This is a genomic window from Parasphingorhabdus sp. (genome assembly GCF_039977335.1).
Classification (GTDB): Bacteria; Pseudomonadota; Alphaproteobacteria; order Sphingomonadales; family Sphingomonadaceae; genus Parasphingorhabdus.
Genome location: NZ_JBDWDI010000001.1, coordinates 92,534 through 116,557 on the forward strand (window position 1 = coordinate 92,534; position 24,024 = coordinate 116,557).

General features: G+C 53.1%; 27 protein-coding genes. 14 read left to right on the forward strand and 13 right to left on the reverse strand.

Going from position 1 to position 24,024, the window contains the following annotated elements; genetic code table 11:
• Nucleotides 1–346: 346 nt before the first annotated feature.
• Both ABJM21_RS00435 and ABJM21_RS00440 read right to left on the reverse strand, forming a co-directional pair.
• Nucleotides 347–1,126, reverse strand: coding sequence for a SapC family protein (locus ABJM21_RS00435; protein ID WP_348301779.1), 780 nt, complete (start codon nucleotides 1,124–1,126; stop codon nucleotides 347–349).
• Nucleotides 1,127–1,174: 48 nt separating this feature from the next.
• Complete coding sequence (locus tag ABJM21_RS00440) at nucleotides 1,175–2,635, reverse strand: FAD-binding oxidoreductase (protein ID WP_348301780.1); 1,461 nt, start codon at nucleotides 2,633–2,635, stop codon at nucleotides 1,175–1,177.
• Nucleotides 2,636–2,776: 141 nt separating this feature from the next.
• Here ABJM21_RS00440 and ABJM21_RS00445 point away from each other — a divergent pair, with 141 nt between their 5' ends.
• Nucleotides 2,777–3,271 (forward strand): hypothetical protein, encoded by a 495-nt coding sequence (locus ABJM21_RS00445; protein WP_348301781.1) that lies wholly within the window; start codon nucleotides 2,777–2,779, stop codon nucleotides 3,269–3,271.
• A 140-nt stretch (nucleotides 3,272–3,411) separates the two neighbouring features.
• Complete coding sequence (locus ABJM21_RS00450) at nucleotides 3,412–4,758, forward strand: DEAD/DEAH box helicase (protein WP_348301782.1); 1,347 nt, start codon at nucleotides 3,412–3,414, stop codon at nucleotides 4,756–4,758.
• A gap of 35 nt (nucleotides 4,759–4,793) precedes the next feature.
• On the opposite strand, the gene ABJM21_RS00455 is transcribed toward ABJM21_RS00450, so the two are convergent.
• A complete protein-coding gene (locus ABJM21_RS00455) occupies nucleotides 4,794–5,408 on the reverse strand; it encodes a hypothetical protein (protein WP_348301783.1) in 615 nt (204 codons plus the stop codon).
• A 72-nt stretch (nucleotides 5,409–5,480) separates the two neighbouring features.
• Complete coding sequence (locus ABJM21_RS00460) at nucleotides 5,481–6,908, reverse strand: sigma-54 dependent transcriptional regulator (protein ID WP_348301784.1); 1,428 nt, start codon at nucleotides 6,906–6,908, stop codon at nucleotides 5,481–5,483.
• 179 nt (nucleotides 6,909–7,087) lie between these two features.
• On the opposite strand from ABJM21_RS00460, the gene ABJM21_RS00465 reads away from it, so the two are divergent.
• The 5 genes from ABJM21_RS00465 to ABJM21_RS00485 all read left to right on the forward strand — a co-directional run bounded on the left by ABJM21_RS00465 (nucleotide 7,088) and on the right by ABJM21_RS00485 (nucleotide 10,892).
• On the forward strand, nucleotides 7,088–7,213 hold the full coding sequence (locus ABJM21_RS00465; RefSeq protein ID WP_348301785.1) for an aa3-type cytochrome c oxidase subunit IV: 126 nt from the start codon (nucleotides 7,088–7,090) through the stop codon (nucleotides 7,211–7,213).
• Nucleotides 7,214–7,225: 12 nt separating this feature from the next.
• Nucleotides 7,226–8,356, forward strand: coding sequence for a Re/Si-specific NAD(P)(+) transhydrogenase subunit alpha (locus ABJM21_RS00470; RefSeq protein ID WP_348301786.1), 1,131 nt, complete (start codon nucleotides 7,226–7,228; stop codon nucleotides 8,354–8,356).
• 11 nt (nucleotides 8,357–8,367) lie between these two features.
• Nucleotides 8,368–8,664: an NAD(P) transhydrogenase subunit alpha gene (locus tag ABJM21_RS00475; RefSeq protein WP_066743604.1), complete on the forward strand. Its 297-nt coding sequence runs from the start codon at nucleotides 8,368–8,370 to the stop codon at nucleotides 8,662–8,664.
• Between the two features lie 62 nt (nucleotides 8,665–8,726).
• Nucleotides 8,727–10,148, forward strand: coding sequence for an NAD(P)(+) transhydrogenase (Re/Si-specific) subunit beta (locus ABJM21_RS00480; protein WP_348301823.1), 1,422 nt, complete (start codon nucleotides 8,727–8,729; stop codon nucleotides 10,146–10,148).
• Between the two features lie 48 nt (nucleotides 10,149–10,196).
• Complete coding sequence (locus ABJM21_RS00485; protein WP_348301787.1) at nucleotides 10,197–10,892, forward strand: amino acid racemase; 696 nt, start codon at nucleotides 10,197–10,199, stop codon at nucleotides 10,890–10,892.
• A 227-nt stretch (nucleotides 10,893–11,119) separates the two neighbouring features.
• Here the strand turns inward: ABJM21_RS00485 and ABJM21_RS00490 are convergent, their stop codons facing one another.
• Entirely contained in the window at nucleotides 11,120–11,617 is a 498-nt protein-coding gene (locus ABJM21_RS00490; RefSeq protein WP_348301788.1) for an Lrp/AsnC family transcriptional regulator, read from the reverse strand.
• 81 nt (nucleotides 11,618–11,698) lie between these two features.
• Between ABJM21_RS00490 and ABJM21_RS00495 the strand changes: the two genes are divergently transcribed.
• Nucleotides 11,699–12,310 carry a LysE family translocator gene (locus tag ABJM21_RS00495; protein WP_348301789.1) on the forward strand — a complete coding sequence of 204 codons (612 nt, stop codon included), beginning with the start codon at nucleotides 11,699–11,701 and terminating at the stop codon, nucleotides 12,308–12,310.
• Nucleotides 12,311–12,355: 45 nt separating this feature from the next.
• On the forward strand, nucleotides 12,356–13,306 hold the full coding sequence (gene pip / locus ABJM21_RS00500; RefSeq protein ID WP_348301790.1) for a prolyl aminopeptidase: 951 nt from the start codon (nucleotides 12,356–12,358) through the stop codon (nucleotides 13,304–13,306).
• 208 nt (nucleotides 13,307–13,514) lie between these two features.
• Here pip and ABJM21_RS00505 read toward each other — a convergent pair whose 3' ends face one another.
• The 5 genes from ABJM21_RS00505 to ABJM21_RS00525 form a co-directional block, all read right to left on the reverse strand.
• Nucleotides 13,515–14,012, reverse strand: a complete 498-nt coding sequence (locus ABJM21_RS00505) for a DUF3299 domain-containing protein (RefSeq protein ID WP_348301791.1) — start codon at nucleotides 14,010–14,012, stop codon at nucleotides 13,515–13,517.
• 8 nt (nucleotides 14,013–14,020) lie between these two features.
• Nucleotides 14,021–15,301 (reverse strand): FtsX-like permease family protein, encoded by a 1,281-nt coding sequence (locus tag ABJM21_RS00510; protein WP_348301792.1) that lies wholly within the window; start codon nucleotides 15,299–15,301, stop codon nucleotides 14,021–14,023.
• Nucleotides 15,302–15,304: 3 nt separating this feature from the next.
• Complete coding sequence (locus ABJM21_RS00515; RefSeq protein ID WP_348301793.1) at nucleotides 15,305–15,958, reverse strand: ATP-binding cassette domain-containing protein; 654 nt, start codon at nucleotides 15,956–15,958, stop codon at nucleotides 15,305–15,307.
• A 4-nt stretch (nucleotides 15,959–15,962) separates the two neighbouring features.
• On the reverse strand, nucleotides 15,963–16,289 hold the full coding sequence (locus ABJM21_RS00520; protein ID WP_348301794.1) for a hypothetical protein: 327 nt from the start codon (nucleotides 16,287–16,289) through the stop codon (nucleotides 15,963–15,965).
• A 442-nt stretch (nucleotides 16,290–16,731) separates the two neighbouring features.
• Nucleotides 16,732–17,184: a MerC domain-containing protein gene (locus ABJM21_RS00525; protein WP_348301795.1), complete on the reverse strand. Its 453-nt coding sequence runs from the start codon at nucleotides 17,182–17,184 to the stop codon at nucleotides 16,732–16,734.
• 26 nt (nucleotides 17,185–17,210) lie between these two features.
• Here ABJM21_RS00525 and ABJM21_RS00530 point away from each other — a divergent pair, with 26 nt between their 5' ends.
• Together ABJM21_RS00530 and ABJM21_RS00535 are read left to right on the forward strand one after the other, a co-directional pair.
• Nucleotides 17,211–18,446, forward strand: coding sequence for a GTP-binding protein (locus ABJM21_RS00530; protein ID WP_348301796.1), 1,236 nt, complete (start codon nucleotides 17,211–17,213; stop codon nucleotides 18,444–18,446).
• The gene (locus ABJM21_RS00535) at nucleotides 18,443–19,066 is read left to right on the forward strand and encodes a DUF1826 domain-containing protein (protein WP_348301797.1); all 624 of its coding nucleotides are present in this window, start codon (nucleotides 18,443–18,445) and stop codon (nucleotides 19,064–19,066) included. The genes ABJM21_RS00530 and ABJM21_RS00535 overlap by 4 nt, the downstream gene beginning before the upstream one ends.
• 218 nt (nucleotides 19,067–19,284) lie before the next feature.
• On the opposite strand, the gene ABJM21_RS00540 is transcribed toward ABJM21_RS00535, so the two are convergent.
• Complete coding sequence (locus ABJM21_RS00540) at nucleotides 19,285–19,986, reverse strand: DJ-1/PfpI family protein (protein ID WP_348301798.1); 702 nt, start codon at nucleotides 19,984–19,986, stop codon at nucleotides 19,285–19,287.
• A 71-nt stretch (nucleotides 19,987–20,057) separates the two neighbouring features.
• Between ABJM21_RS00540 and ABJM21_RS00545 the strand changes: the two genes are divergently transcribed.
• Nucleotides 20,058–21,044, forward strand: coding sequence for a DJ-1/PfpI family protein (locus tag ABJM21_RS00545; protein WP_348301799.1), 987 nt, complete (start codon nucleotides 20,058–20,060; stop codon nucleotides 21,042–21,044).
• Nucleotides 21,045–21,144: 100 nt separating this feature from the next.
• Here ABJM21_RS00545 and ABJM21_RS00550 read toward each other — a convergent pair whose 3' ends face one another.
• The gene (locus ABJM21_RS00550; RefSeq protein ID WP_348301800.1) at nucleotides 21,145–22,407 is read right to left on the reverse strand and encodes an acyl-CoA dehydrogenase family protein; all 1,263 of its coding nucleotides are present in this window, start codon (nucleotides 22,405–22,407) and stop codon (nucleotides 21,145–21,147) included.
• A 207-nt stretch (nucleotides 22,408–22,614) separates the two neighbouring features.
• Between ABJM21_RS00550 and ABJM21_RS00555 the strand changes: the two genes are divergently transcribed.
• A complete protein-coding gene (locus ABJM21_RS00555; RefSeq protein ID WP_348301801.1) occupies nucleotides 22,615–23,040 on the forward strand; it encodes a MarR family winged helix-turn-helix transcriptional regulator in 426 nt (141 codons plus the stop codon).
• A gap of 17 nt (nucleotides 23,041–23,057) precedes the next feature.
• On the opposite strand, the gene ABJM21_RS00560 is transcribed toward ABJM21_RS00555, so the two are convergent.
• Complete coding sequence (locus ABJM21_RS00560) at nucleotides 23,058–23,480, reverse strand: hypothetical protein (RefSeq protein WP_348301802.1); 423 nt, start codon at nucleotides 23,478–23,480, stop codon at nucleotides 23,058–23,060.
• A 364-nt stretch (nucleotides 23,481–23,844) separates the two neighbouring features.
• Between ABJM21_RS00560 and ABJM21_RS00565 the strand changes: the two genes are divergently transcribed.
• A complete protein-coding gene (locus tag ABJM21_RS00565; RefSeq protein WP_348301803.1) occupies nucleotides 23,845–24,015 on the forward strand; it encodes a hypothetical protein in 171 nt (56 codons plus the stop codon).
• The last annotated feature ends 9 nt before the right edge of the window (nucleotides 24,016–24,024 follow it).

A 24,024-nucleotide genomic window follows, 5' to 3' on the forward strand; every position in this document is an offset into this window, starting at 1 on the left:
GGCCAAGGTTCAGGGAGGTGGCATTCTAAGAATGCCCGTACGGATCCAATCGGGGGATGTGGACCGGTACGACTCATAATGTGGTCGCTTGCGTAACGAGTTGCAAGGCCCAATTGTGAATTTATTGATCCGATCTTGAGCAAATATTGCATCTGGTTGGTGCAAATATGCGGATAACCGAACGATGACGAGCGCGGCAAACCTAAGGATCGTTGCTGATCCTTAGAGGATTTGACCAATCTATATTGGTGATGATGAGAATTGCGATACTCCGCGAGACCAAATTGCCGTTTTGTTAAGCCTTGATCCGCGCGAATATCACGTTCCCGTCATTTGATCATGTTGTCTATACGCTAGGGGCCTCGGTAACCTGAGGTACTTTGCCAGCTTCAACCTGCTTGGCAAATACTTCCCGCATGATTTGTAGCGAGAAGAGATGCGCATAAATCAACGGTAGCATACCGTTTTGATTGATTTTGCGCAGTTCGTCGCCGCGCATTTCGCGCAGCTTTTCTTCATTGACCATCTGAAAGCCGCGATAGACAAAAGGTTTTTCAACTCCTGTCTGCTGGATAGCGACTTCGCCTTCCATCAACAGGTCCAATTTCTTAAGTTCCTCTATAAACTGACCCGTGCGTTGGCCTGCTTGTTCAAATTGTTCGCAAAATTCCAAGATGCTTTTGGTTTTTTCCGAAGGTTGATCCTTATCAAATAATGGATCACCATCCTTATACTCACCAATAGCGCCCGTTGTTGGGTCAAAACAGAGCGACAATTCATCGGCGTCAGGTCTCAATTTGGCGAGCATGAAGGGGTAGCGGCGAACATAGGCTGGCACATAGGCAGGTTGATTGAATCTGCCATCTTCGCCCATGAAAGTGTTCACGCCTTCATTCAGACCCATAAGAATCAATGGAACGCTATTGTCGCCAACCGAGAAGACAATCGGATAGTTACGGGCTGCGTTGGAAAATTCGTCAACCGTGATAGGAATCGCGTGCTGTTCCTGCATGAACGATGCATTGTCGAGACCTTTGACTCTCCATTTGGCATGCTCCTGAGAATTGAGCGGAACAAGATCCTTGTAGAACATAGGAAGAGCTTGGGCTTGAGGCGCGCTGGCCATATGAATTCTCCGAAAATAGATTTGAATATATAATTTGTTGCAGTGGCTTTAAGAGGCTGACGTGCTCGACGCAAGAGGAACTAGCTTACCCGGATTCATAATATTCTTGGGATCGATGGCAGTCTTTATGGCGCGCAGTGCCAATAATCGTGCATCCCCTGACAGGCGTCCAAGTTCATCCCGTTTGGATTGGCCAATGCCATGCTCTGCCGAAATGGAGCCATTGGAGGCGATAACCAGATCATGAACCATTGGTGATATGGTTTGAGAGCATTGGGACATCCACTCACCCGCCTTTGGAGACCCCTCGAGTCCGGGCGGGGCTTTGACATGAAAATGGACGTTTCCATCACCCATATGGCCAAAGGCGGCCACCGCAGTGCCGGGAAAACTGGCTTCGATTTCTTTGCCGGCATCGGTAATAAAATCAGCCATCTGAGCGACAGGCACGCTAATATCATGTTGCAGAGCAGGGCCACCGGCTCGCTCGGCCTCTGAAATAGAATCGCGGATCTTCCAAAAGGCTTCGGCCTGGCTTTCGTTGGCGGCGATTGCGGCATCGCTAATCAGATCCTTACCCATCGCTTCAGCCAACAGGGTTTCGACGGATTCGCGCGGGTCGGTCGCATCGGGCCGATCACGGACAGTTTCGATAAGTACATTCCAAGACGCGCTTTGCTCGAGCGGCGCGCGGGTATCGGGAATATGCTTGAGCACCGCATTCAGACAGGACTTCGGGATGATCTCAAATCCTTCCAACGACTGGCTATCGCGCGCATTGAGGAACTGGAACAGCTTATACGCGGCCTGGGGGGAAGACACACCGGCCCATGCGACGCACCGATCGATCAGCGCGGGAACCGTTTTGAGCGTTGCCGCCGTTACAATGCCTAAGGTCCCTTCCCCGCCCACTAGCAATTGTTTCAGATCATAGCCGCGATTGTCTTTTTTGAGCGGAGCCAGTCCATCATAAATGGTTCCATCCGGCAAAACCGCTTCTAGCCCGGCCACCAGCGCCCGCATTGTTCCGTGCCGTAATACCTGCGTGCCACCGGCATTGGTTGATACCAGGCCGCCGATTGTAGCGGACCCCTTGCCGCCTAATGTTAGGGGGAAGCGTTGGCCATGGTCATCCAGGGCTTCGTGAAAATTTTGAAGAATGACGCCAGCATCACAGATCGCCAGCTGATCCCCTGCAGAAATGCTTCGAATCTGGTTCATCCGGCGCAGCGATAACAGCACAGATTGCCCTTCGCTATCCGGCGTAGCGCCGCCGACCATTCCGCTATTTCCACCCTGGGGCACTAAGGCAACCGAATGAGCATCGGCAATTTTGACAATACCGGCCACTTCCGCCGTGGATGCTGGCGAAATGAGTGCAAGCGCCTTGCCGGTATAGCGGCCGCGCCAATCGGTCAGCCATGGCTGCATCTCGTCTTCTGCGCTGGTAAAGCCCCTATTTCCGACGATTTCTGCCATGCTATGCAGCCAATCGGGTGTGTCCGACATTATTCGCTCCGATATTTTTCGAGAATGACTAAGAATATAGATGCTTTACGTGAAAACACCAATATACCAATAGAGACGATAGTTCATCAAATGTTCAATCGGCGTTGTTATAGGCTTGGCGATGATAACTAGGGGTTTTCAGTGAGTCTTTTGCTCTACGGATCATTGCTGTTGGCCGCACCCGTCGCAGAAGAGCCGCCGATGACTGGCGGTGCCTCCGATATAGATGGTATGTTTGTTGCTCCGGTAGCAGAGCGGTTCGCTCAGGTTCGTATCGAAAAACGCATCATTATCCGTGTGCCTCGGCGCCGACCGGCCATGTCTTCTGCTTTAGCCGATATCACGCGTCGTTCCAGACCAACCAAATTTACCCAAAAGAAAATCGGTAAATGCCTGCCCATGAACAATATCCTCGGTGTTCAAAGATTTGGTGAGCGCTATGTTGACCTCGTGACCAAGGATCGACAGCAAATTCGGGCCCGGCTTGAGAAAAAATGTCAGGCGCGTAACTTCTACTCCGGATTTTATATGGAAAAATCCCGGGACGGAAAAATTTGCGCCGACCGGGACATATTGCATTCCCGTACCGGATCAAAATGCGAGATTGATCGATTCCGGTTGCTGGTTCCCGAATGATGGCCGCTGCCGAGGCGCCGGCCTGCCGAGGTCAACACGCTAGATAACTTGACAAAAGACACGTTTGGCACCATCCCTCGACGCGGCTTTTACAAGCCTGTTGATCGTGCGACAATGCACCGTTATTTTCCGGAAACACTATGAAATTTGCCGACCTCGGCCTCTCTGATGAATTGCTAAAAGCCGTAGCTGATGCGGGCTATGATGAGCCGACGCCCATTCAGGCCCAGGCCATTCCGCCCGTCCTGATGATGAAGGACATAATCGGCATCGCCCAAACCGGCACTGGTAAGACAGCGAGCTTTGTGCTGCCGATGATTGACATTTTGGCGCACGGCCGGTCGCGGGCCCGGATGCCGCGTTCGTTGATCCTGGAGCCAACCAGAGAATTGGCAGCGCAGGTCGCCGAAAATTTCGAGAAATATGGCAAAAATCATGATCTCAGCATGGCGCTGCTCATCGGCGGTGTATCAATGGGCGATCAGATCAAGGCTTTGGAAAAAGGCGTTGATGTCCTAATCGCGACCCCAGGCCGATTGATGGATTTGTTTGAGCGTGGCCGGATTTTGATGTCGGGCTGTGAGCTGCTCGTCATTGATGAAGCCGACCGCATGCTCGACATGGGCTTCATTCCCGACATTGAACAAATTTGCTCGAAACTGCCATCGACGCGGCAGACGATGCTCTTTTCCGCAACGATGCCGCCGCCGATCAAGAAATTGTCGGACCAGTTTCTCAACAATCCGAAATCGGTAGAAGTGTCGCGGCCTGCCACCGCCAACACCTCAATTGATCAATCGATCATAAATGTCGCGCCAAAAGCCAAGCGCACGCTGCTATATGGCATATTGGACAATGAAGGCGTCGACACCGCGATCATCTTTTGCAACCGCAAAACCGAAGTGCGCGACCTGTGCCTGCAGATGCGCAAAGATGGTTTTGATGCCGGGCAAATTCATGGTGATATGGATCAAAGTTCGCGCCTTGCGGAACTGGATCGCTTCAAGTCGGGCGAAATCAATATATTGTGCGCGTCCGATGTTGCTGCCCGCGGGCTCGATATCAAGGGCGTCAGCCATGTCGTCAATTACGACATTCCTTGGCATCCCGATGATTATATCCACCGCATCGGTCGAACTGGCCGTGCTGGTGCTACGGGTGTTGCGATCACATTTGTCACCAAACGCGATGATGAACATGTCGACAGCATTGAGAAGCTGACCGGGACCAAGCTTCCCGTGCGGGACAGCAAGTCGGTCAAACCGGAGAAAAAGCAGGGTGGCAAAAAGCCCGCTCCGGAAAAGCCCAAGGGCGAAAAACCGAAAAAACAACATTCTGATGAACGGCCGGCCCAGTCCAAAGAGCGTCCCGAAAAATCAGTAAAATCACCTAAGCCGGCGCCCAAGCCACAGCCCGTTGATAACGCGGATGATGATGGTTGGAATGGACCAGTTCCAGGTTTTCTCGACGCAAAACTGGATCGCTAAATCAGGCTTTTTTGCTGCCGCGCTGATAAGAAATTCTATTGCAGCGTCAGACTGTCCAATATCTGTTGTGCCAGCGGATCCACTGTTTCCGCACTGTCGGCCGGATAAGTTATCGCGGCCTTGATCATGGTGCCATCTGGTTTGCGCAAGATCCGCTGAGCGGTCTTGCTGCCTTCTGCGATCAAGCCAGAGGCGCGATATTCGTTTTCATTGACATAGTCGCCGGTCATGCCTTCTCCGGCATCTTCCAGCGTTTTAACCGCAGCGGTCAGGTCGGCATCTTCGCGATTCTCTATCCAGCCAGCGGTTAGTGTGGCTTTTGATTCGGCGTCGTTTAATACTTGACCATTGTCATCGCTCGCGGCTTCGTCGACGGCCCAGTTTTTCGGAACCATGATGGAAAATCCGCGCAGCGCGTTGGCGTAGCTGATCATTTCGGCGCTATCAACAACGGGAGCATCTTCCGCCCCGGCCGCAGCTCCGGCCGCAGCCTCTTCATCGCGAATGGCTTTACTGGCAGCATCAGCCTGTTTCGCCAGTTCTTCGCTGGAAGGAACGTCGCCAACGGCCTCTTGTTTGCCGCAAGAGGACAGAAGCAGGGCTGCTGAAAGAGCAACGCCAATCGAGAATGGGGATCGTATATGTGTCATATTCGCTAGACTTAGGGAGTAGAGACTTAAACATCAACTCAGAAGATGATGCAGTCTTGTTACGCTGTGCGATTAGGCAGCGTTGTCTATCCCCAGATCGGCCAGCTTGCGATATAGCGTTGACCGACCAATGCCGAGACGGCGTGCCACTTCGGTCATCCGGCCGCGATAATGGCCGATGGCCAGACGAATGACATCTGCTTCTATCTCTTCGAGCGGACGCAAATTGCCGTCTTCGGAATATAAGGTGATGCCAATGCCTTCCGGGCTGTTGGACATATGCGGCTGGGTTTCACCGGATTCAGCCACAAAAGAAGCAATCTGGGGAAACTCATCGCAGGTCAGTGCATCGCGGTCGCACATGACAGCGGCACGGAACAATACGCTTTGCAGCTGACGGACATTGCCGGGCCATTGATAGCTGCGCAGCAAGTTTAACGCCTCATCGGTAATGCCGAGGCTGCGAAGTCCGGGTTGCAGTGCTAGGCGCGACAGGAAATGCCGGGCGAGCGCTGGAATGTCACCGGTGCGATCACGCAACGGCGGAATCGTGAGCTGCACCACATTCATCCGGTAATAAAGATCTTCGCGGAAGCGCTCTTTGTGCACTTCCTGCTCCAACTGCCGGTTGGTGGCGGCGATAATCCGGACATCAATCTGATAGCTGTTGGGGCTACCAAGCGGCTGAATTTCTGATGTTTTCAGGAAACGGAGCAAGCGGACCTGTGTTTCAGGAGGAATACGGTCGACTTCGTCGAGGAATATGGTGCCGCCCTCGGCCTGTTGGAGCAGGCCAATTTTGCGGTCAAAGGCACCGGTAAAGGCCCCCTTTTCGTGGCCGAAGAGAATGGAATCGAGCAAGTTGCCGGTAATGGCACCGCAGTTGATCTTCAGCATGGGCAGCTTCGAACGTGGACTGGCTGCGTGAATAGCATCGGCGATGACTTCCTTGCCAACGCCGCCTTCACCTTCAATCAAAACCGGTACGCGCGCACGGGCGGCCTTGGCTGCGATAGCAAGCGCAGCGCGAAAGGCCGGGGCTGCGCCGACAATCTCTTCAAATTCCAGCGGCGCCGAAATCTTTTCGGTCAGCGGTTGTAGCTCGCCTGTCTCTTTGGAGCTTTCCACAGCGGCGGAAAGCGCTTGCAGCATCTGTTCGGGCGCAACTGGTTTGATGAGGTAATCGGTCGCACCGGCGCGGACGGCATCGACAGCTTCGGTGATCGAACCAACCGCGGTTAGCATCAATATCGGCAAGGCAGGGCGTTGGGATTTGAGCTCGGCAATCAGTTCGGTCGCTTCGGAACCGGGAACCCAATGATCGAGGATGATGGCATCCAGCATCATACCGTCCTGTGTGCCCAATGTCGCAATGGCGGTCTCGGCATCGCGTGCAAAGATGGTGCGATAGCCAGCCCGCGAAGCCAGTGCCGAAATCAACCGGCATTGTGCCGGCTCATCATCGATTAACATCAGCAATTTTGTGCCGTTTTGAGCCATTTTTATCCCATATGTGCCAGAATGAACCAATTCTCTAACAACGAGGGGTAAAGACCGGATTAAGAACCGCTGATATTTTCTATCACTCTTATTAGGATAAATCAGTCCGCGGGGCCTTGAGCGATGCGATATATATGGTTAGAGCAGCGGCAATCTTTATTCGAATATTTGGAGGAATCATGGCTTCTGACAATAATATGAAATCTGCAGAAGAGACTTATGGGCGCTTTTTGTCCTGGCTGAAGATCGGATCGATCATCACGGCCCTGGTGACGATATTGGTCATCATTCTTCTTGTTACCTGATTGGAATAATCCTTGAAAATAGCGGTATTGAAAGAACTCGCCGACGGTGAGCAGCGGGTTAGTGCTTCTCCGGAAACGGTGAAGAAGTTCACTGGCCTTGGGGCGACGATGGCGGTGGAAAAAGGGGCTGGCCTGTCCGCTTCGATTGCGGATGCGGATTATGAAGCACAAGGGGCCAGTATTGGCACGCGTGCAGCGGTCTTGAAAGATGCCGATATTGTGCTGGGCGTTCAGGGTCCGGAGCCTAAATCGCTCAAGGGTATGAAAAAGGGCGCGTGGCTGGTGGCCAGCCTCAATCCTTTTGGCGAACGGGCACGGGTTGATGAATATGCGGGGCTCGGCATTGATGCGCTGGCGATGGAATTCATGCCGCGGATTACCCGGGCACAGTCAATGGATATCCTGTCCTCGCAATCAAATCTTTCAGGTTACAAGGCCGTCATAGAGGCGGGTTCGCATTATGGACGCGCTTTCCCGATGATGATGACGGCGGCTGGCACGGTGTCGGCGGCAAAATGTTTCGTCATGGGCGTCGGCGTTGCCGGTTTACAGGCGATTGCGACAGCTCGCCGTCTTGGAGCTCAGGTATCGGCAACCGATGTACGGGCCGCGACCAAGGAACAGATTCAATCGCTCGGCGCGAAGCCGATTTTCGTTGAGGATGTCGCTGGTATCGAAGGCGAAGGCACAGGCGGCTATGCCACCGAAATGAGCGAGGAATATCAAAAGGCGCAAGCTGAACTGGTATCCAAGCATATCGCCAAGCAGGATATTGTGATTACCACCGCGCTGATCCCCGGACGTCCGGCACCGCGACTGATTAGTGATGCCCAGATCGCAACCATGCGGACGGGCAGTGTGATCGTTGATTTGGCCGCCGAACAAGGCGGCAATGTCGAAGGCGCTGTGGCTGGCAAGGTTGTTGAGAAACATGGTGTCAAAATCTATGGCGCGAACAATATGCCATCGACCATGGCGGCCGATAGCTCGGCTTTGTTTGCCCGCAACCTCTATAATTTCCTCAGCGCCTATTGGGACGAAGAGGCCAAGCGGCCGGTACTACCCGATGATGACGAGGTGACACTGGGCATCCGTCTGACAAAAGACGGTAAAGTTGTGAATGAGCGCCTTCTGGCGAACTAGGAGGCATTAAAATGGACTTTATATCAATTCTCTCAATTTTCGTGATGGCCTGTTTTGTAGGCTATTATGTCGTCTGGTCGGTGACACCGGCTTTGCATACGCCGTTGATGGCGGTGACCAATGCTATCTCCTCGGTGATCATTGTCGGGGCGTTGATTGCGGCGGCGGCGGGATCGCAGGCTGATGGCGGTCAGACCGCGAAATGGCTGGGTCTGGTGGGCGTTGTTCTGGCCAGCGTGAACATATTTGGCGGCTTTGCCGTGACCGAGCGGATGCTCGCCATGTACAAGAAAAAGGAGCGCAAATAATGCGCGGATTATTGGGGCCAGTTATCGGGGGCGCAGCGGCGCTATTCTTTGCCACGCCAGCAATGGCTGCATCCGGCGAAGCGGTAAATCCATGGGTCGCCGTGGCATATCTTATCTCGGGCGTGTTGTTCATTCTGGCCCTGCGCGGCCTGTCATCTCCGGAATCCAGCCGGGCGGGTAACCGCTATGGCATGATTGGTATGTTGATCGCTGTGGTCACCACGTTGATCACCCATGATGTCGCCAGCCTGCCGGAAATCGGTGTGGCGATTGCTATTGGTGGCGGTTTCGGGTTCATCGTCGCACGTAAGATCGCGATGACCGATATGCCGCAACTTGTGGCCGGTTTTCATAGTCTTGTCGGTATGGCCGCGGTGCTGGTTGGCGTCGCTGCCTATCTCAATCCCGGTGCCTTTGGCATATTGGATAGTGCAGGCGAGCTATTGGTCGTCAGCCGCATCGAACTCGGCCTGGGTGTTGCCATTGGCGCGATTACCTTCTCCGGTTCGGTTATCGCCTTCCTGAAACTCAACGGCAATATGTCCGGTGCGCCCATCATGCTGCCGGGCCGCCACGTCATCAATCTTGGCGTGCTTGCCGGCATCATCGGCTTAACCGCCTATTTTGCGATCCTGCCAACGGCGGAAACGGCGATGGTCTTCTGGATCATTCTGGCGCTGGCTTTTATCATCGGCTTCCTGCTGATCATCCCCATTGGCGGCGCGGATATGCCGGTCGTTGTGTCGATGCTGAACAGCTATTCCGGCTGGGCCGCAGCGGCAATGGGCTTTACGCTTGGCAACACCGCAATGATCATTACCGGGGCGCTGGTTGGCTCCTCCGGTGCGATCCTGTCCTACATCATGTGCAAGGCGATGAACCGCAGCTTTATCAGCGTGATAGCTGGCGGCTTTGGCGCCGCTAGTGGCCCGGCGGATGGTGCAGAGAAGATCGATCGGCCGTATAAACGGGGCTCTGCCGAAGATGCAGCCTATATGATGAAGCAGGCCGAGAGCGTGATCATCATTCCAGGCTATGGCATGGCGGTTGCGCAGGCCCAGCATGCTTTGCGGGAAATGGGTGATATGCTCAAAGAAGAGGGCGTGAACGTCAAATATGCCATTCACCCAGTGGCAGGCCGGATGCCGGGCCATATGAACGTGCTGCTTGCCGAAGCCAATGTGCCTTATGACGAGGTGTTTGAGCTGGAAGATATTAACAGCGAATTTGCGCAGGCCGATGTCGCGTTCATTATCGGCGCCAATGATGTGGTCAACCCGGCAGCGAAGACGGACAAAGGCTCGCCCATTTACGGCATGCCGGTTTTCGATGTCGACAAGGCCAAGACGATCTTCTTCATCAAACGCTCTATGGGCGGCGTCGGCTATGCCGGTGTCGACAATGAAGTATTTTACATGGATCAGACCATGATGTTACTGTCGGATGCAAAGAAAATGTGCGAAGATATCGTGAAATCGCTTTAGCAGGACCTAATTCTGGCAAAGCGGATAACTTTGTCAGGGACAATATTGATGCGTAAAATTGGTTTGATTGGCGGGATGTCGTGGGTTTCGACCGAGCGCTATTATCGCCGAATCAACGGCGAAGTGCAGCGCAAGCTGGGCGGCTTTGCCAGCGCGCATCTGTTGATGGAAAGCGTCAATTTCAACGACTATGCGCGGCTGCAATCCAATGACGACTGGGATGCGGCGGCTGGCCTGATGACGCGTTCTGCCAAGCGGCTGGAGCAATCTGGGGCGACCGCGATCCTGATTTGCTCCAACGCAATGCACAAAATTTATGAACAGGTCGCGCCCGAAGTCGGCGTGCCGGTTATGCATATTGCCGACTTAGTGGGCGACAAAATGATTGCAGACGGGGCGAAAACGGCAACCCTCATTGGTACGCGCAATGTGATGACCGAGGGCTTTTATCGCAAGCGTTTGGTCGGCAAGGGCATCACTCTGACCCCGCCTAATGAAGACCGGGTCGAAGAGATTGACCGGATCATCTATGAAGAATTGATGTTCAACAAGGTCACTCGGGATTCAGAACGCACGTTGAAAACCTTCATCACCGATATTGCCAAGCAGGAAGTAGATGCGGTCGTTCTGGCATCAACAGAATTGGCAATGATCGTTGATGCGAAAGCGAATATCCTTCCGATATATGACAGCACGGAAATCCACGCCGATGCGGCAGTGGACTGGATTTTGGGCGGCGATTAGCCAGATTGAACCCAAATCGGGAAAAATTCCCATGGATTTCGGGCATGAAAAATGGACCGGGAAGCCTGACGAATGTCCATCGCTGAGAGAGCAACGCGAAAGTAATTGGTCTGGCTTGTGTAGAAAAGTGGTTTGTCTGGACGGAGTTCGCGTGTCCGCTTTATCCCGAAAGCGGACACTAGCTTTCGTCTTTTTTACGGCGACTATTGGGGTGGGAAGCGGACCCTTTAATCCAAGATCGGCTGCGGTCCACGCTCGAGCAAGGTCGTCAGAACAATATGACTGCGCGTGTTGGTGACCTCGCCAAACTCCCGCATCCTGACCAAGAGCTCATCAAGTGCATTGGTGCTTTCACACCGCGCCTTTATCAAGAGGCAGGAATCTCCTGCGACGCTGTGAATTTCTTCGACATCTGCGTCCTCATGCAGCTTGGCAAAATTCTCTCTCGCCTTGGCTCCAGTGTAATTCACATGGATAAAGGCCAGAAGTGGACGCCCAATTTTTGCGCCGTCTAAGCCTATCGTGTTCTTGGTAATTACGCCAGCGGCTTTCAATTTCTTTACCCGCTCATGCACGGCTGGTGCCGAAAGATGCACTTTCGAGCCAAGGTCGGAATAGGATTGCGAGGAATCTTCCGAAAGCGCGCCTAATATTTTTCGGTCGGTATCATCAACAACCAGCTGCGATGCCCGTTTCTGCTGAACGTCATTCGTATCTTTCTCCATAAGTCTAAAACTCCTTGATGCCGAATATTATACGGCCATAACCATAAACAACTATACAATGTTCAGCAATAGGAGGCTTCCATGGAACTGGGAATCTATCTCATTTTCTTTTTCACCACGGCCGTTGTGATTTTTGTTCCGGGCCCCGCAGCAATCGCCATCGCAGCTCAAGGTGCAGGCAATGGCCACAAGCGCGCCACATTTGGTGTCCTTGGCGTGGCCTCGGCCAATGCAGTCTATTTCCTGCTGTCCGCAATGGGCATCGCATCTCTGCTGATCGCATCCCCGCTCATTTTCAATGCAATCAAGTGGGTCGGAGTAGCCTATCTGGTTTATCTCGGACTATCGGCCATTTTCAGCAAATCGGGCGGTATTCAATTCCCGACAGGTAAGCTGCAATCCGCTGCCTCACTGTTTGGCAAAGGGTTTCTGGTTGAGTTCGCAAACCCAAAAGCACTTCTGTATTTTGCGGCTATTCTTCCCCAGTTTCTGGATGCGTCACGACCTATCGTGGTCCAAATGCTGATTATGGGCCTAACGACTGTGATCCTCGATTTCATTTCCTACGCTCTTTATGCATATGCCGGCGATCGATTGACTAGTGGCCGTGTCAAAGAGTGGATTGTCCGACTGATCAATCGCATTGCTGGCGGTGCCCTTTTGTTGGCAGGCGCACGGATGGCCACCGTTTGAACAACAGTTTGAGTTTATAGATTAGCGTGCACGAAAAGGAATAAGATGACCGACCTATTCCCCTCTATAGAGCCCTATGCAACGGCGCTCTTGGATGTTGGTGACAGCCACAAAGTGTTTGTTGAACAATCCGGCAACCCCAACGGCAAGCCGGTTGTTTATCTGCATGGCGGACCCGGAGCTGGGAATTCTCCTGCAACGCGCCAGTTCTTTGATCCTGAAATTTACCGGATTGTCCATTTCGATCAAAGAGGCTGCGGCCAAAGCACGCCGCATGCATCGCTAGAAGCCAACACGACCTGGCATCTCGTCAGCGATATGGAGATCATCCGTCAACACCTAGGCATAGCTGCGTGGCAGATTTGCGGCGGTTCGTGGGGCAGTACTTTGGCATTGGCCTATGCGCAAACACATCCTGAAAGAGTAACAGAACTGATCCTTAGAGGACTATTCCTTGACCGAAAAAAGGAAATGCGTTGGGCAATGCAAGAAGGGCCTAAGGCGGTCTATCCTGACTATTGGGAGGCTTTTGAGGCGCTAATACCCGAAGAGGAAAGGGGCGATATGCTGTCCGCCTATTACCGCCGTGTCACGGGAGATGATGAGGCAGTGCAATTGGCCGCAAGCCGTGCATGGTGCCTATGGGAATTTGCGATCATGACCCTGGTTCCCAATCCGGATTATGTCGAGAACCTGACCGATGAATTTGCGCTCGCGATGGGCCGGACTTCGTGTCACTATTTTCATCACGCAAGCTTCATGGAATCGGATGATCAATTGCTCGATGGTATCGATACAATCCGTCACATTCCGACGGTCATGATCCAAGGGCGACATGACCTTGTTACACCAATGCTGACGGCATGGGAGCTTCACCAGCGGTGGCCAGAGGCTAGCTTACAGATCATTGATGGCGCGGGCCATTCCGCTGCCGAACCTGGTATAGCGACAGCTATTATGGCAGCAGCAATGAAATTCGCTGTCGAAAGAGAATGAAGTTAACATTGGTGTCCGCAATTGGGTCGTGAGCGGAAGGGCTGCTTCTGCTTTTCTAATGTCCGCTTTTGCGCCCAAAGCGGACATTAGATCTGTGGAGCTTCATCGCGAGCGGACGTTAGCTTGCACGCATTTTGCTGTGAATAAGGCACTGTCGTCCAACGCACGAGAAGCGGAAACAGAATGCATCAAAATGGGTTATCCAGCTCTATGACGGGCTCGCAGCTTTGAGGCGGTAGAAAATTCCGCTTTCGTCCTGGCCGGTGAGTTCAAGAATGCCGCTGACAATATGCATCTTCCTCTCGTCCGTGGGGAAGGGAATGTCGGCCAGTACTTCAATAAACTGGTTCGGCATCGCGTGGAAATGGAAGGGACATCCCGGAGGATAAGCAAGCAATACGAACCTCTTCTGTTTTGCGCCTTTTTCCAGTGGTGTCATCCAACCGGCCACCTTGATACGCTTTCCTGCAAGGGATTTCACGGCTGGTGTAAATAGAGGTTTTGAGTAGATATAACCGTCTTTACCCTTTCGCGTTTTCTCTTTTGTTCCTTCCAGAACAGCCCATGATGTTCCGCCTTTCGGGGTCGCGGCGGGTTTCCAGACGTCTTTTATAGGTGCCTTACCGCCATCTTGCATGGCGGCGGGCACTGGTGCAGCGGTTAAGGAAAGTGCTGATGCGAAGACTATGGCGTAAAGGATTTTCATGGACAACCTCATGATGTTCGGGCGAGGGTATTCGCCAGGTTAATGCGGAAAATGCGCGCTGCGGGGATAAGCGCGGCGATAATGCCGATCAGCAGAACAGCGGCGAAGATCCCAAGCTCAGCGGGAAGAAACAGTGTGGCGCTGAGCCCGAGATCACTGAGTGTCTGAAAACTGCGAGTGGCAACAAAAAGCGCTGCGTGTGCGGTTGCTATCCCCAGCACCGCTCCGGCCGTAGCGGTTATCAGGCCTTCCAGTAATATAGTACCAAAAACCTGGACCTTGCTGGCTCCCATTACCCGCAATAGCGCAAGGTCGCCCTCACGTGCGCGGGCCATGTTCAACAGCGCTATAAAAATGGCGAGGCCGCCAGTGGCCGCGAGTATCCAGGCGAATATCCGTGCGCCCTCTATTCCTGCACCAAATAAGGCTAGCAAGCGCGCCGTTTCTACTGCTGGTGTTGCGGCTTGCATCTCGGTCTGGCGGTTGATCATGGCAGGAATGCGGATAGCTCCTGCTGCATTGCGATAGCTTACCAATATGGCAGTGAGTTCGGGTTGCAAGCCACCGCGCGCGGACAGCGTCTCGTCATCGGTATCATGATCATGGCCCCCATCGTGGTCATGGTCGTGTCCGGCTTTTTCGTGATCTTCATGTTCGTCATGATCATGTTCTATACCGTGGACGTCCCAGACACTCTCAACCGAAGTTAGGATAAGGCGGTCGATGACGGTGCCCGTTGGGGCCAATATACCAACGGTTTCAAAAGGCGCATGATCGTGCCCCTGTCCATCGCCTTCTTCCGTTTCCAGGCCATGGCTGCCAATAAACTGCTGTCCAAGCTGCGCGCCGGTTGTTTTTGCGACCGCAGCACCCAGAACCGCGTCCATTGGCTTTTCGAACATTTTTCCTTGTGCGATTTCGCCGTCATAAAACGCCGCATAGGATGCGTCTGTTCCGACGATCCGGTAACCATCAAAATTATCCCCCAGTGCCAAGGGAATGGCCGCTTTTACCGCCGGATCACGGCGCAACATGTTAAGGCTTTCGAGCGGGATATTGCCGGTCGGCTGGTCGATATGAAAAATGCTCGACAGGATGAGTTGTAGCGGCGAGCCCTTCGCGCCCACGACCAGATCAACACCTTGCGCATCGCGGTCGAGACGGCTGGAAAGCTGGTTTCCAAATTGCACCAGCAGGACCAGCATGGCCACAGAAATTCCGAGCAACAGGATGTTGAGTGCGGTGGTGAGACTTCGATCACGCAAATAGGCAAGAGCGAGTCGAAACATGGATCAGGCCGCTTTCAACATATGTTCTGTTAGAGCAATGCGATTAGGAAACAGCGGAGTCAGCCGGTCGTCATGGGTGGCGATGAGCAACGTGACACCATAGTCCGCAGCACATTCCAGCAAGAGATCGGCGACCTGCCCGGCATTGGCCTCATCAAGCGCTGAGGTTGGTTCATCGGCAATAAGCAGCCGGGGCCGGGTAACCAGTGCTCTGGCAATTGCAGCCCGCTGTGCTTCGCCTTGACTCAACTGATGGGGCTTCGCTTTGGCGCGGTGCGCTATGCCGAGCCTCTCTAACAGAGAAGCGATCAACGGCGCATCGGTGGTGCCACGCGACAGGCGCTGAGCCAGCAAAAGATTGGCCGACAAATCCAGCGCAGAAACCAGCCGCAACGTCTGGAAAACAATCCCGATATGTTCGCGCCGGATTTTATCCCGCCCGCTTTCGGAGATCGCTGCCATATCATGGCCTGCCACTCTGATAGCCCCTTTTTCCGGCGACAACAGGCCGCAAATCAAATGGATGAGTGTTGTTTTTCCTGAACCAGAGGGGCCGGTGAGAAGATGATGATTTTGTTCCTCTATTGAGAGCTTAAAACCCGAAAACAACGGCTTTTCATTAATATTATAATCAAGATTCTCAATTTCAAGCAACATGGTTTTAGTGAAACAAAGCCTTGTCACCAGACGGATCGCTGGATGTACCCGATGTCAGGCTTTGCCGTTCATCTTCCTTCTGCTTGTCGTTCGATGTTTCGTCGGCAGGCGCGTTATCTGGATCCTGCGTTTTCGGTATTGGGGTCATCTTTCTGTGTTGGTTGAGGCTGGCATTCCATGAGCTGCTGTTGTCATATGGTTCTGCTTGAAACGGACTAAACCGTTGCATGCCAAATTCGTCATGAAAACGGCAAGCATGTGCCGGTGTGCCAAAGCTCACCATTGCCAGAGACAGAATCGCGATAGTTCGAACATTTTTAGTACCGATCATAAATGATATGATACATCATCTCTATTGTTTGTCCAAGCCCAATCTGATTGGATATAGTCGATCCAGTATCCCCATCACTGACGGCAACCCCGACAGGTCCCGGTCATTTCAAGAAAGATCTGACTCATCTGAAAACTACGCTTGTCGCAATGTCTTCCCAATCCTTCGATTGCATCGGGGCTTTCAAGCAATTTAAATTCACCACATTTTCGGCAAATGACTATTACATTGGTTTTGGGAGATGCTGCAACAAAAGCGTTACGCGCAGCTATCCGTTTTGCTTTGCCGGTTGAGACGAGACGTTCAAGAGCCCGGTATACTTGTGACGTTGCTGTCGGGGGTATCATATCGGCTATTTGATATGCGCCGACGGGCCGGGTGCTGTTGATCAGAATTTTCCAGACCTGTTCATCTACAACAAAGGCTTTCCGGCGCTTCAATTTCAAACACCGCTATCGGCTGCGCATCGCGAACGACGCTTCCAGTTATTGATATGGGCAAAGGCCACAATCATGGCGCCGATACTGCTCAGGATAATTTCATCGCTATGATGTTTCGCGGTAAGGGCGACTGTCATGGACAAAAGCCCTGCAGCGCCCACTGCCAATGGGATGACAGACCTATGCTGACACGCACCATATGCAAGAACCGACAGGCTTAAAGGCAAAGCGAGCAAGACTATATAAAAATGCACTGCTTCGGGTAATGCCAAGACATTGGCCAGTGCAGGAATGGCAGCCAAAAGCAGCGGAATGCCTAAGCAATGGATAACACAAAGACCTGACAAGAGTAGCGCGGAAGTTTCAAACCGATTGGTATATTGTGGGAGCACTTTTGTATTTTCCTTGCAGGCATCGCGACTAGAATTTATGACGCAGATGATATGATACAACATAACATGATTCGCAAGGGTGCAGTTCTATGATTTCAGATTCCAGCAAGCGCTTACCCGTAACCGTCCTTTCCGGCTTTTTAGGAGCCGGTAAAACAACGCTGTTGAACCACATTCTCGGCAACCGTGATGGCAAGCGGGTTGCGGTAATTGTAAATGATATGTCGGAAGTGAATATCGACGCGGATCTCGTGCGAGGCGGGGAAGCGGCTTTGTCGCGATCTGAGGAGACGCTGGTTGAAATGACCAATGGCTGCATCTGCTGTACGCTGCGGGATGATTTGCTGCTTGAGGTGCGCAAGCTGTCAGAGGAAGGCCGCTTCGACTATCTCGTAATTGAAAGTACGGGCGTATCCGAACCGTTACCAGTCGCAGCTACTTTCTCGTTTCGCGATGAGGAAGGACAATGTCTCGGCGATGCTGCCAGGCTCGATTGCATGGTGACCGTGGTCGATGCGGTTAATCTTCTGAACGACTATTCCAGCCATGATTTCCTTGCAGATCGCGGCGAAACCGCAGGCGAAGGCGATGACCGTCGTCTGGTGAGCCTGTTGGTGGAACAGATTGAATTTGCTGATGTCGTTATCGTCAACAAGGTGGGTGAAGTATCCGCTGAACAGCTGGCCGTCGTCAAACAGGTTGTCGCCTCGCTCAACGCCGATGCCAAGATCATCGAAGCAAATTATGCAGAGGTTGAACTTGACGAGATACTCGATACCGGCCTTTTTGATGATGAAAAGGCGGAAATGCATCCGCTATGGGCCAAAGAATTATACGGATATGCAGACCACCGTCCCGAGACCGAGGAATATGGTGTCGAGAGTTTTGTTTACCGCGCCCGCCGCCCATTTGATCCCTCGCGCTTCTATGATTTTCTGACACAGAATGGGCTTGATACTGTTATTCGGGCAAAGGGCCATTTCTGGTTAGCCACTCGCCCCAATTTTTTGGGAGAGCTTGCTGTAGCTGGCAGCCAGACAATTACTGTGCGCATGGGCCGCTGGTGGGCAGCCGTTCCGAAAAACCTGTGGCCGGAAGATGGTTCATTTGAAGAATTTGTCATGAAGCACTGGGATCCAATATGGGGCGACCGGCGGCAGGAGCTGGTGTTCATTGGTATCAGCATGGACGAGGCGCGTATCCGCCGCGAGCTCGACGCCTGCCTGATCAAAACTGATGCTTTTACGCCGGAGCAATGGGACACACTTGCCGATCCCTTCCCGGCATGGGAAGCGCCGCAACCTATGCTGGAGCCGGCCGAATGAGCGTGGATATGAAAGAGCGTTCGATTGCGCTGATTGCCGGGAAGGCTAAAGTCCTGAGCGCGATCCGAGATGAGGGCGTGTCGATTGCTCTTTGGGAACGATCAGCACCACAAAGCCTGTCGGAGCTTAAACTGGACGATATAGCTGATGTCCGCTTCACCGCGAGTGTCAAAGAGCTTCCTGACATGCTCATCAATGCTCTGGATGATGCCGGGCATGAAACAAGTGTTGCTCGGGATATGTTGCAAATCGATATTCTCGCGCTCGCCAATCGCTTCGCTCAGGTCATGCAGACCGAGCTTGTTGAAATCCGGCTGGAGCATGTCACCACAAATGCCTGCAAGAAATTCCATACGGATTATGTCACAGCGCGGCTGATAACCACTTATCTAGGACAGGGAACACAATGGCTTGACGGTGAGGACGCAGCCGATTGCGATTGCGGTGATCCCCATAATATCCAGCAGATGAAGGCAGGCGATGTTGCCCTGTTCAAAGGCCGTCTGTGGTCACAGGACGTACCCGCCATCCATCGTTCTCCACCCATTGAAGGCACCGGCGAAGAGCGGCTGATCCTTGTAATCAATCCAGCGCAATTGAGGCCAGCGCAATGGAGCTGAGCAAAACCCATCTGCCTCTTCGCCAAAAATTTCAGGCTTGCCAGCATCCTTGCCGTCCGGGTCGTCAGGCCGTCAGCGATTTTTTCAATTTAGGTGTCCAAATCGGCCTGAAGGGAGATGAATAAATCACCTCCCTTCAGCAGGGCGCTTACATGGACTTCTGACCGCCCTTCTTAGCGCAGTTCAATACGGGTCATATCCATCACTTCCCGCCTTGCTCAATTGCTGTGCCGGCTCTGATAACGGGCTGTGCTACTAGCTAATAGTTCTGCCCGGCGATCAGAACGCTCGGCATTGAAAAATGCCGTTACTGATTCAAGGACATCGGGCGCTGCTTCTTCTGGCGTGCCTGAGGAAAATGGCGGGTTGGGAGAATATTCCAGCATTAACTGCACCTGCTGCGCCAGTTTTTCATCTCCAGAAATATGTGCCATTAGTGCCAGGCCAAAATCTATTCCGGCCGTTACCCCGCCACCCGAAGCGCGGTTGCGATCAATGACCCAACGGCCTTCTGCGACCTCTGCGCCGAAAGCGGGGAGCATGTCTCGCGCCATCCAGTGGGATGTCGCCTTGTATCCGGACAATAATCCTGCGGCCGCCAACAAGATGGATCCTGTGCACACGCTGGTGATCCATTTGGCCGAACCACCTTGTTGCTCCAGAAAGGTAAGGATGTCCTCGTTGCCGAGTAATGCAAAAGTGCCTTCGGTGCCGCCTGGTACGAAAAATATGTCTGGGTTCTCCCAGGCTTCATCAAGGACATGTGTGGGATTAACGCTTAGAGCGCTATCGGTCGGCACTGGATCCATGGACTGGGCGATAACTTGAATTTCTGCACCGGGCCAAGCGCTCCACACCTGCAATGGGCCAAGCAGGTCGAGCAGCGTCATGCCCGGATAAATGAACATCTGAATTTTCATGATTCTGTCTCCTTCATATTTTCCAAGACAGAGGGATAGATATATTCCGATATGTCCGTTATGACATAGTTATGTCCATAACTGCCAAAACAGAACGCATCCTATTTGTGGGGTTTGAAGGGTTGCAAATGCTCGACTTGGTGGGGCCTGCCGACGTGTTCTCCATTGCCAGTATGCGCGTGCCCGGGTGCTATGCGGTTCACTATGTCGGCACACAGGCCAGTGTCAGGGCATCGAATGGATTGGTGTTTCAGCTCGAAAATTTACCCAAGGTGCGATCGACCGACACCATCATCATTCCCGGCGGCATCTCCAGATCCGTTTTCAACGCGCTTGCTGATGAAGCATTGTTGGTATGGCTGGCCGAAGCTTCCTCAATCGCCCACCGTGTCGCTTCCATTTGCAGTGGCGCCTTTGTGCTCGCACATCTCGGGCTATTGGATAATAAGCGCGCCGTCACCCACTGGTCGGCTGTCGACTATTTGGCCAAGATGGCGCCCAATACCGTGATCGAAAAAGATGCGATTTTTGTCGAGGACGGAAAAATCTGGACGTCGGCCGGCGTTACCACCGGGATTGATCTTGCGTTGGCGATGGTCAGACGGGATATTGACGAAATGACGGCGCTGCAGATTGCAAGGGACATTGTTGTGCATGTCATCCGTCCGGGCAATCAATCACAATATTCAGCCCCGCTAATGCTGCAAAAGCGGGCAGGGCCAAATCTGGACAGGCTGATCCCCTGGCTCGAAAGTCGGCTCTCCGAAACCACCAGCGTAACTGATATGGCGATCGAAATGGGTTTGAGCGAGCGGCAGTTTCACCGTCAATGCCTGTCGCAATTCGGGCGCACGCCGGCCAAATTGGCGCTGGAGTTGAAACTGGATCATGCTCGAAACTTCCTGCAGGATGATCATATCTCTATTGCGGTCATCAGCGAAATTTGCGGATTTTCGGATAGCACGGCTTTCTCGAAAGCTTTCAAAAAACAATTTGCAATTTCGCCGGCTATGTTTCGCAATCATTGGAAAGTGAGTGGCCTAACACAGAAGGCGTAAGCGTACGGCATGACCTTCTGAGCTTCATGGCCGCATATTAGATGCCCCAAATAAACAAGGCCGGAATCTCCTCCGGCCTTGTGTGATTATTTGTGTTTTTTTAGCGCTGCGGCTTGTAACCGGCATTGGCCATTTCATTCCGGCCAACCACCATATGATGGACCTCATCCGGCCCGTCGGCGAGACGCAATGTCCGCTGATTGGCATACATGCGGGACAGAGGCGTCCATTGCGATACACCAGCGGCGCCGTGAATCTGGATAGCTTCGTCAATGATCCGGCACGTAATCTCTGGCACATAGGCTTTGACCATCGAAACCCAAACGCGAGCCTGTTTGTTGCCCATCACGTCCATTGCCTTGGCGGCTTTCAGGACCATCAGGCGCATGGCTTCAATATCAATGCGGGCGCGTGAAATGACTTCGAGGTTCTTGCCGAGCAGGGCCAAAGGCTGACCAAAGGCTTCCCGGCTGCCGCCGCGATGGATCATCAGGTCCAGCGCGCGTTCCGCTACACCAACAGAACGCATGCAGTGATGGATACGTCCCGGTCCAAGGCGAAGCTGGGAGATTTCAAAGCCGCGCCCTTCGCCGAGCAGGATATTTTCCTCTGGCACGCGCACATTGTTAAACTTGATATGCATATGGCCATGGGGTGCATCATCATCGCCGAATACGTGCATGGGGCCGATAATCTCAACGCCCGGCGTGTCGATGGGCACAAGGATCTGGGATTGCTGCGAGTGGGATGGGCCATCGGGGTTGGTGCGCACCATGGTGATCATGACTTTGCAACGCGGATCGCCAGCGCCGGAAATGTAGAATTTCTCGCCGTTAATGACCCATTCGCCTTTTTCGAGAACCGCTTCGGTCCTAATATTCCGCGCATCCGAAGAAGGATGGCCGGGTTCTGTCATGGCAAAAGCCGAGCGGATTTTGCCCTCCAGCAACGGCACCAGCCATTCCTGTTTCTGTGCCGTCGTACCCACACGTTCCAACACTTCCATATTGCCGGTATCGGGGGCGCTGCAATTCATGCACTCGGACGCCAATGAGTTTTGGCCGAGTACGCCAGCGATGAAAGCATAGTCGAGGTTCTTCAATCCTTCGCCAGATTCCGCGTCCGGCAGGAAGAAATTCCACAGTCCTTGTTCGCGCGCCTTGTTCTTCACGCCTTCAAGCAATTCCAGCTGGCCTGGTGCATAGCTCCAGCGTTCTGCGCGGCCTTCGCCCATTGCAAAAAACTGCTCGGTAATTGGATCGACTTCTTCGGTAACGAAGCGCTTGACCTTGTCATAGAGCACGCGGCCCTCGTCGGACATGCGCAGATCATTCATTTCTGAATCGTTTGGATCTTGGATCATTATGGTTCCTTTTCTAGGATGATGGGACAGTCATGTCCGGCAAAGGGTGGATGAAAACACGAGTCGTCATTTAGTTCAGTGATGAACTATATCACATAGGCTATGGATAGCAATATCAGCCTTTGCCTACCAAATCCCGTCATTTATAATTCACCTATGAACTTATAATATGTTCACAAGGCGCGGGAAATAGGATAGCACCTCGGTATGACGGCAAGAAACCTCAGATTCTATTCGCGGCTGCAAATTGCCGCCCATGTGCTGAAGAAAAGCTCTGACCGGCAGTTGCTGGAGGTTGCCGGTGTCACGACGGCGCAGATGTCGGCGCTGGGGATTATCGCATCGGAAGAGACCACGACCCAAACCCGGCTGGCGGCGGAGCTGGGGCTGAACGATTCCGCGATTACCGCGATGGTGCGGCGGCTGATTGATCTGAAAATGGTGGCGCGGGTGCGCGATGATACGGACGGGCGGGCGTGGCTGTTAAAGCTGACCAAAACGGGCGCCGAAGCGGTCAAAAAAGCCAGCGCGATTACCGATCAGACCAGCGCCAAGGTGGATGAATTGCTGGGCGCAAAAACCATCGCCACGGTGGTTGCGGCGATGGAGTTGATTATCAACGACGCGGATTGAGCGGCAGGCCTGCGCGCCTAATTCCCCGCGCCGTTGGTGTCATGCTGATAGAGTAGGCGCAGCAGGTCATTGGCATATTTGGTCCGCTGACCCACGACCTTGCCATGATACCAGACATCCTCCTCCACGCCCTCGACCGCGCGTTGCCACGTGACTTCGCCGATGGTCGTCTCTGACCGGCGCAGCGCGAGGTCCCATCGATCGGCAAAGGCCTGGCTGCGCTTGCGATGGCGATAGGCGCTGTTCCAGCTGATCCCCGCCATGCGGCTGGCGTCGCGCACGCAGCGCGTCTTGGCCAGCGATTCAATAAAAATATTCTGCCGCTCCGCCGTCCAGCCATCATGGCGTACCCGATAAGGGCGCTCCGGCGGCGGCTCCTCCGCCGCGGGGACGGGAAGATGGGAGTTATGGGGGGTGTCATCAGACGGATCATTTTCCATGGGGCAGCGGCTCTTTCGTTCTACTTTTGTTCCTTTGATTCGGGCCGGTGTATCAAAGACTGGGGGTTGTAGGAAAGCCTTGTAGGAGAATTCCTAATCAACAGGTCGAAAGTTGATCTTGCCCACCCATGCTTTACGGTTGCTTCCGCAGCATCATAAGGGCGTCAAAATGAACACAAGAAATGAAAGAATCTTTGCTTTCATTATCGTAATTATCGTAGCCGCCGGACTGGCAAATTTTTTGATATTTGACATTGTCGTATTTGGGCTTTCCGCCAAGACAGTGATGGCACTGCTGAATGTGCTGGGATCGGTTTCGTTTGTTTACTTAGTAGCGAAACAGAAACGATCGGATAGCTAGCTTATGTATTATTTCTGGTTGATCGCGCCGTTGGCCATTGTCATCTATTGTGTAGCCCGGGCGATATTGGATATCCGCTCTAAACAATATGCTTGGGCCGTTTTTGGGCTAATCTGCGCAGGGCTGATCCTGATGATGCCGATGGAAATGACGATTGACTTGCCAGTGCCTTAACTATTGGAC

Bases quoted from the DNA above. Each gene is read 5' to 3' on its own strand.
- ABJM21_RS00480 (WP_348301823.1), top strand. From the start codon at position 8,727: ATGGCTGCATCCGGCGAAGCGGTAAATCCATGGGTCGCCGTGGCATAT.
- ABJM21_RS00510 (WP_348301792.1), bottom strand. From the start codon at position 15,301: ATGTTTCGACTCGCTCTTGCCTATTTGCGTGATCGAAGTCTCACCACC.
- ABJM21_RS00485 (WP_348301787.1), top strand. From the start codon at position 10,197: ATGCGTAAAATTGGTTTGATTGGCGGGATGTCGTGGGTTTCGACCGAG.
- ABJM21_RS00505 (WP_348301791.1), bottom strand. From the start codon at position 14,012: ATGAAAATCCTTTACGCCATAGTCTTCGCATCAGCACTTTCCTTAACC.
- ABJM21_RS00555 (WP_348301801.1), top strand. From the start codon at position 22,615: ATGACGGCAAGAAACCTCAGATTCTATTCGCGGCTGCAAATTGCCGCC.
- ABJM21_RS00495 (WP_348301789.1), top strand. From the start codon at position 11,699: ATGGAACTGGGAATCTATCTCATTTTCTTTTTCACCACGGCCGTTGTG.
- ABJM21_RS00450 (WP_348301782.1), top strand. From the start codon at position 3,412: ATGAAATTTGCCGACCTCGGCCTCTCTGATGAATTGCTAAAAGCCGTA.
- ABJM21_RS00525 (WP_348301795.1), bottom strand. From the start codon at position 17,184: ATGTTGTATCATATCATCTGCGTCATAAATTCTAGTCGCGATGCCTGC.
- ABJM21_RS00560 (WP_348301802.1), bottom strand. From the start codon at position 23,480: ATGGAAAATGATCCGTCTGATGACACCCCCCATAACTCCCATCTTCCC.
- ABJM21_RS00440 (WP_348301780.1), bottom strand. From the start codon at position 2,635: ATGTCGGACACACCCGATTGGCTGCATAGCATGGCAGAAATCGTCGGA.
- ABJM21_RS00550 (WP_348301800.1), bottom strand. From the start codon at position 22,407: ATGATCCAAGATCCAAACGATTCAGAAATGAATGATCTGCGCATGTCC.
- ABJM21_RS00520 (WP_348301794.1), bottom strand. From the start codon at position 16,289: ATGATCGGTACTAAAAATGTTCGAACTATCGCGATTCTGTCTCTGGCA.
- ABJM21_RS00490 (WP_348301788.1), bottom strand. From the start codon at position 11,617: ATGGAGAAAGATACGAATGACGTTCAGCAGAAACGGGCATCGCAGCTG.
- ABJM21_RS00515 (WP_348301793.1), bottom strand. From the start codon at position 15,958: ATGTTGCTTGAAATTGAGAATCTTGATTATAATATTAATGAAAAGCCG.
- ABJM21_RS00530 (WP_348301796.1), top strand. From the start codon at position 17,211: ATGATTTCAGATTCCAGCAAGCGCTTACCCGTAACCGTCCTTTCCGGC.
- pip (WP_348301790.1), top strand. From the start codon at position 12,356: ATGACCGACCTATTCCCCTCTATAGAGCCCTATGCAACGGCGCTCTTG.
- ABJM21_RS00460 (WP_348301784.1), bottom strand. From the start codon at position 6,908: ATGGCTCAAAACGGCACAAAATTGCTGATGTTAATCGATGATGAGCCG.
- ABJM21_RS00535 (WP_348301797.1), top strand. From the start codon at position 18,443: ATGAGCGTGGATATGAAAGAGCGTTCGATTGCGCTGATTGCCGGGAAG.
- ABJM21_RS00565 (WP_348301803.1), top strand. From the start codon at position 23,845: ATGTATTATTTCTGGTTGATCGCGCCGTTGGCCATTGTCATCTATTGT.
- ABJM21_RS00435 (WP_348301779.1), bottom strand. From the start codon at position 1,126: ATGGCCAGCGCGCCTCAAGCCCAAGCTCTTCCTATGTTCTACAAGGAT.
- ABJM21_RS00475 (WP_066743604.1), top strand. From the start codon at position 8,368: ATGGACTTTATATCAATTCTCTCAATTTTCGTGATGGCCTGTTTTGTA.
- ABJM21_RS00540 (WP_348301798.1), bottom strand. From the start codon at position 19,986: ATGAAAATTCAGATGTTCATTTATCCGGGCATGACGCTGCTCGACCTG.
- ABJM21_RS00455 (WP_348301783.1), bottom strand. From the start codon at position 5,408: ATGACACATATACGATCCCCATTCTCGATTGGCGTTGCTCTTTCAGCA.
- ABJM21_RS00465 (WP_348301785.1), top strand. From the start codon at position 7,088: ATGGCTTCTGACAATAATATGAAATCTGCAGAAGAGACTTATGGGCGC.
- ABJM21_RS00545 (WP_348301799.1), top strand. From the start codon at position 20,058: ATGTCCATAACTGCCAAAACAGAACGCATCCTATTTGTGGGGTTTGAA.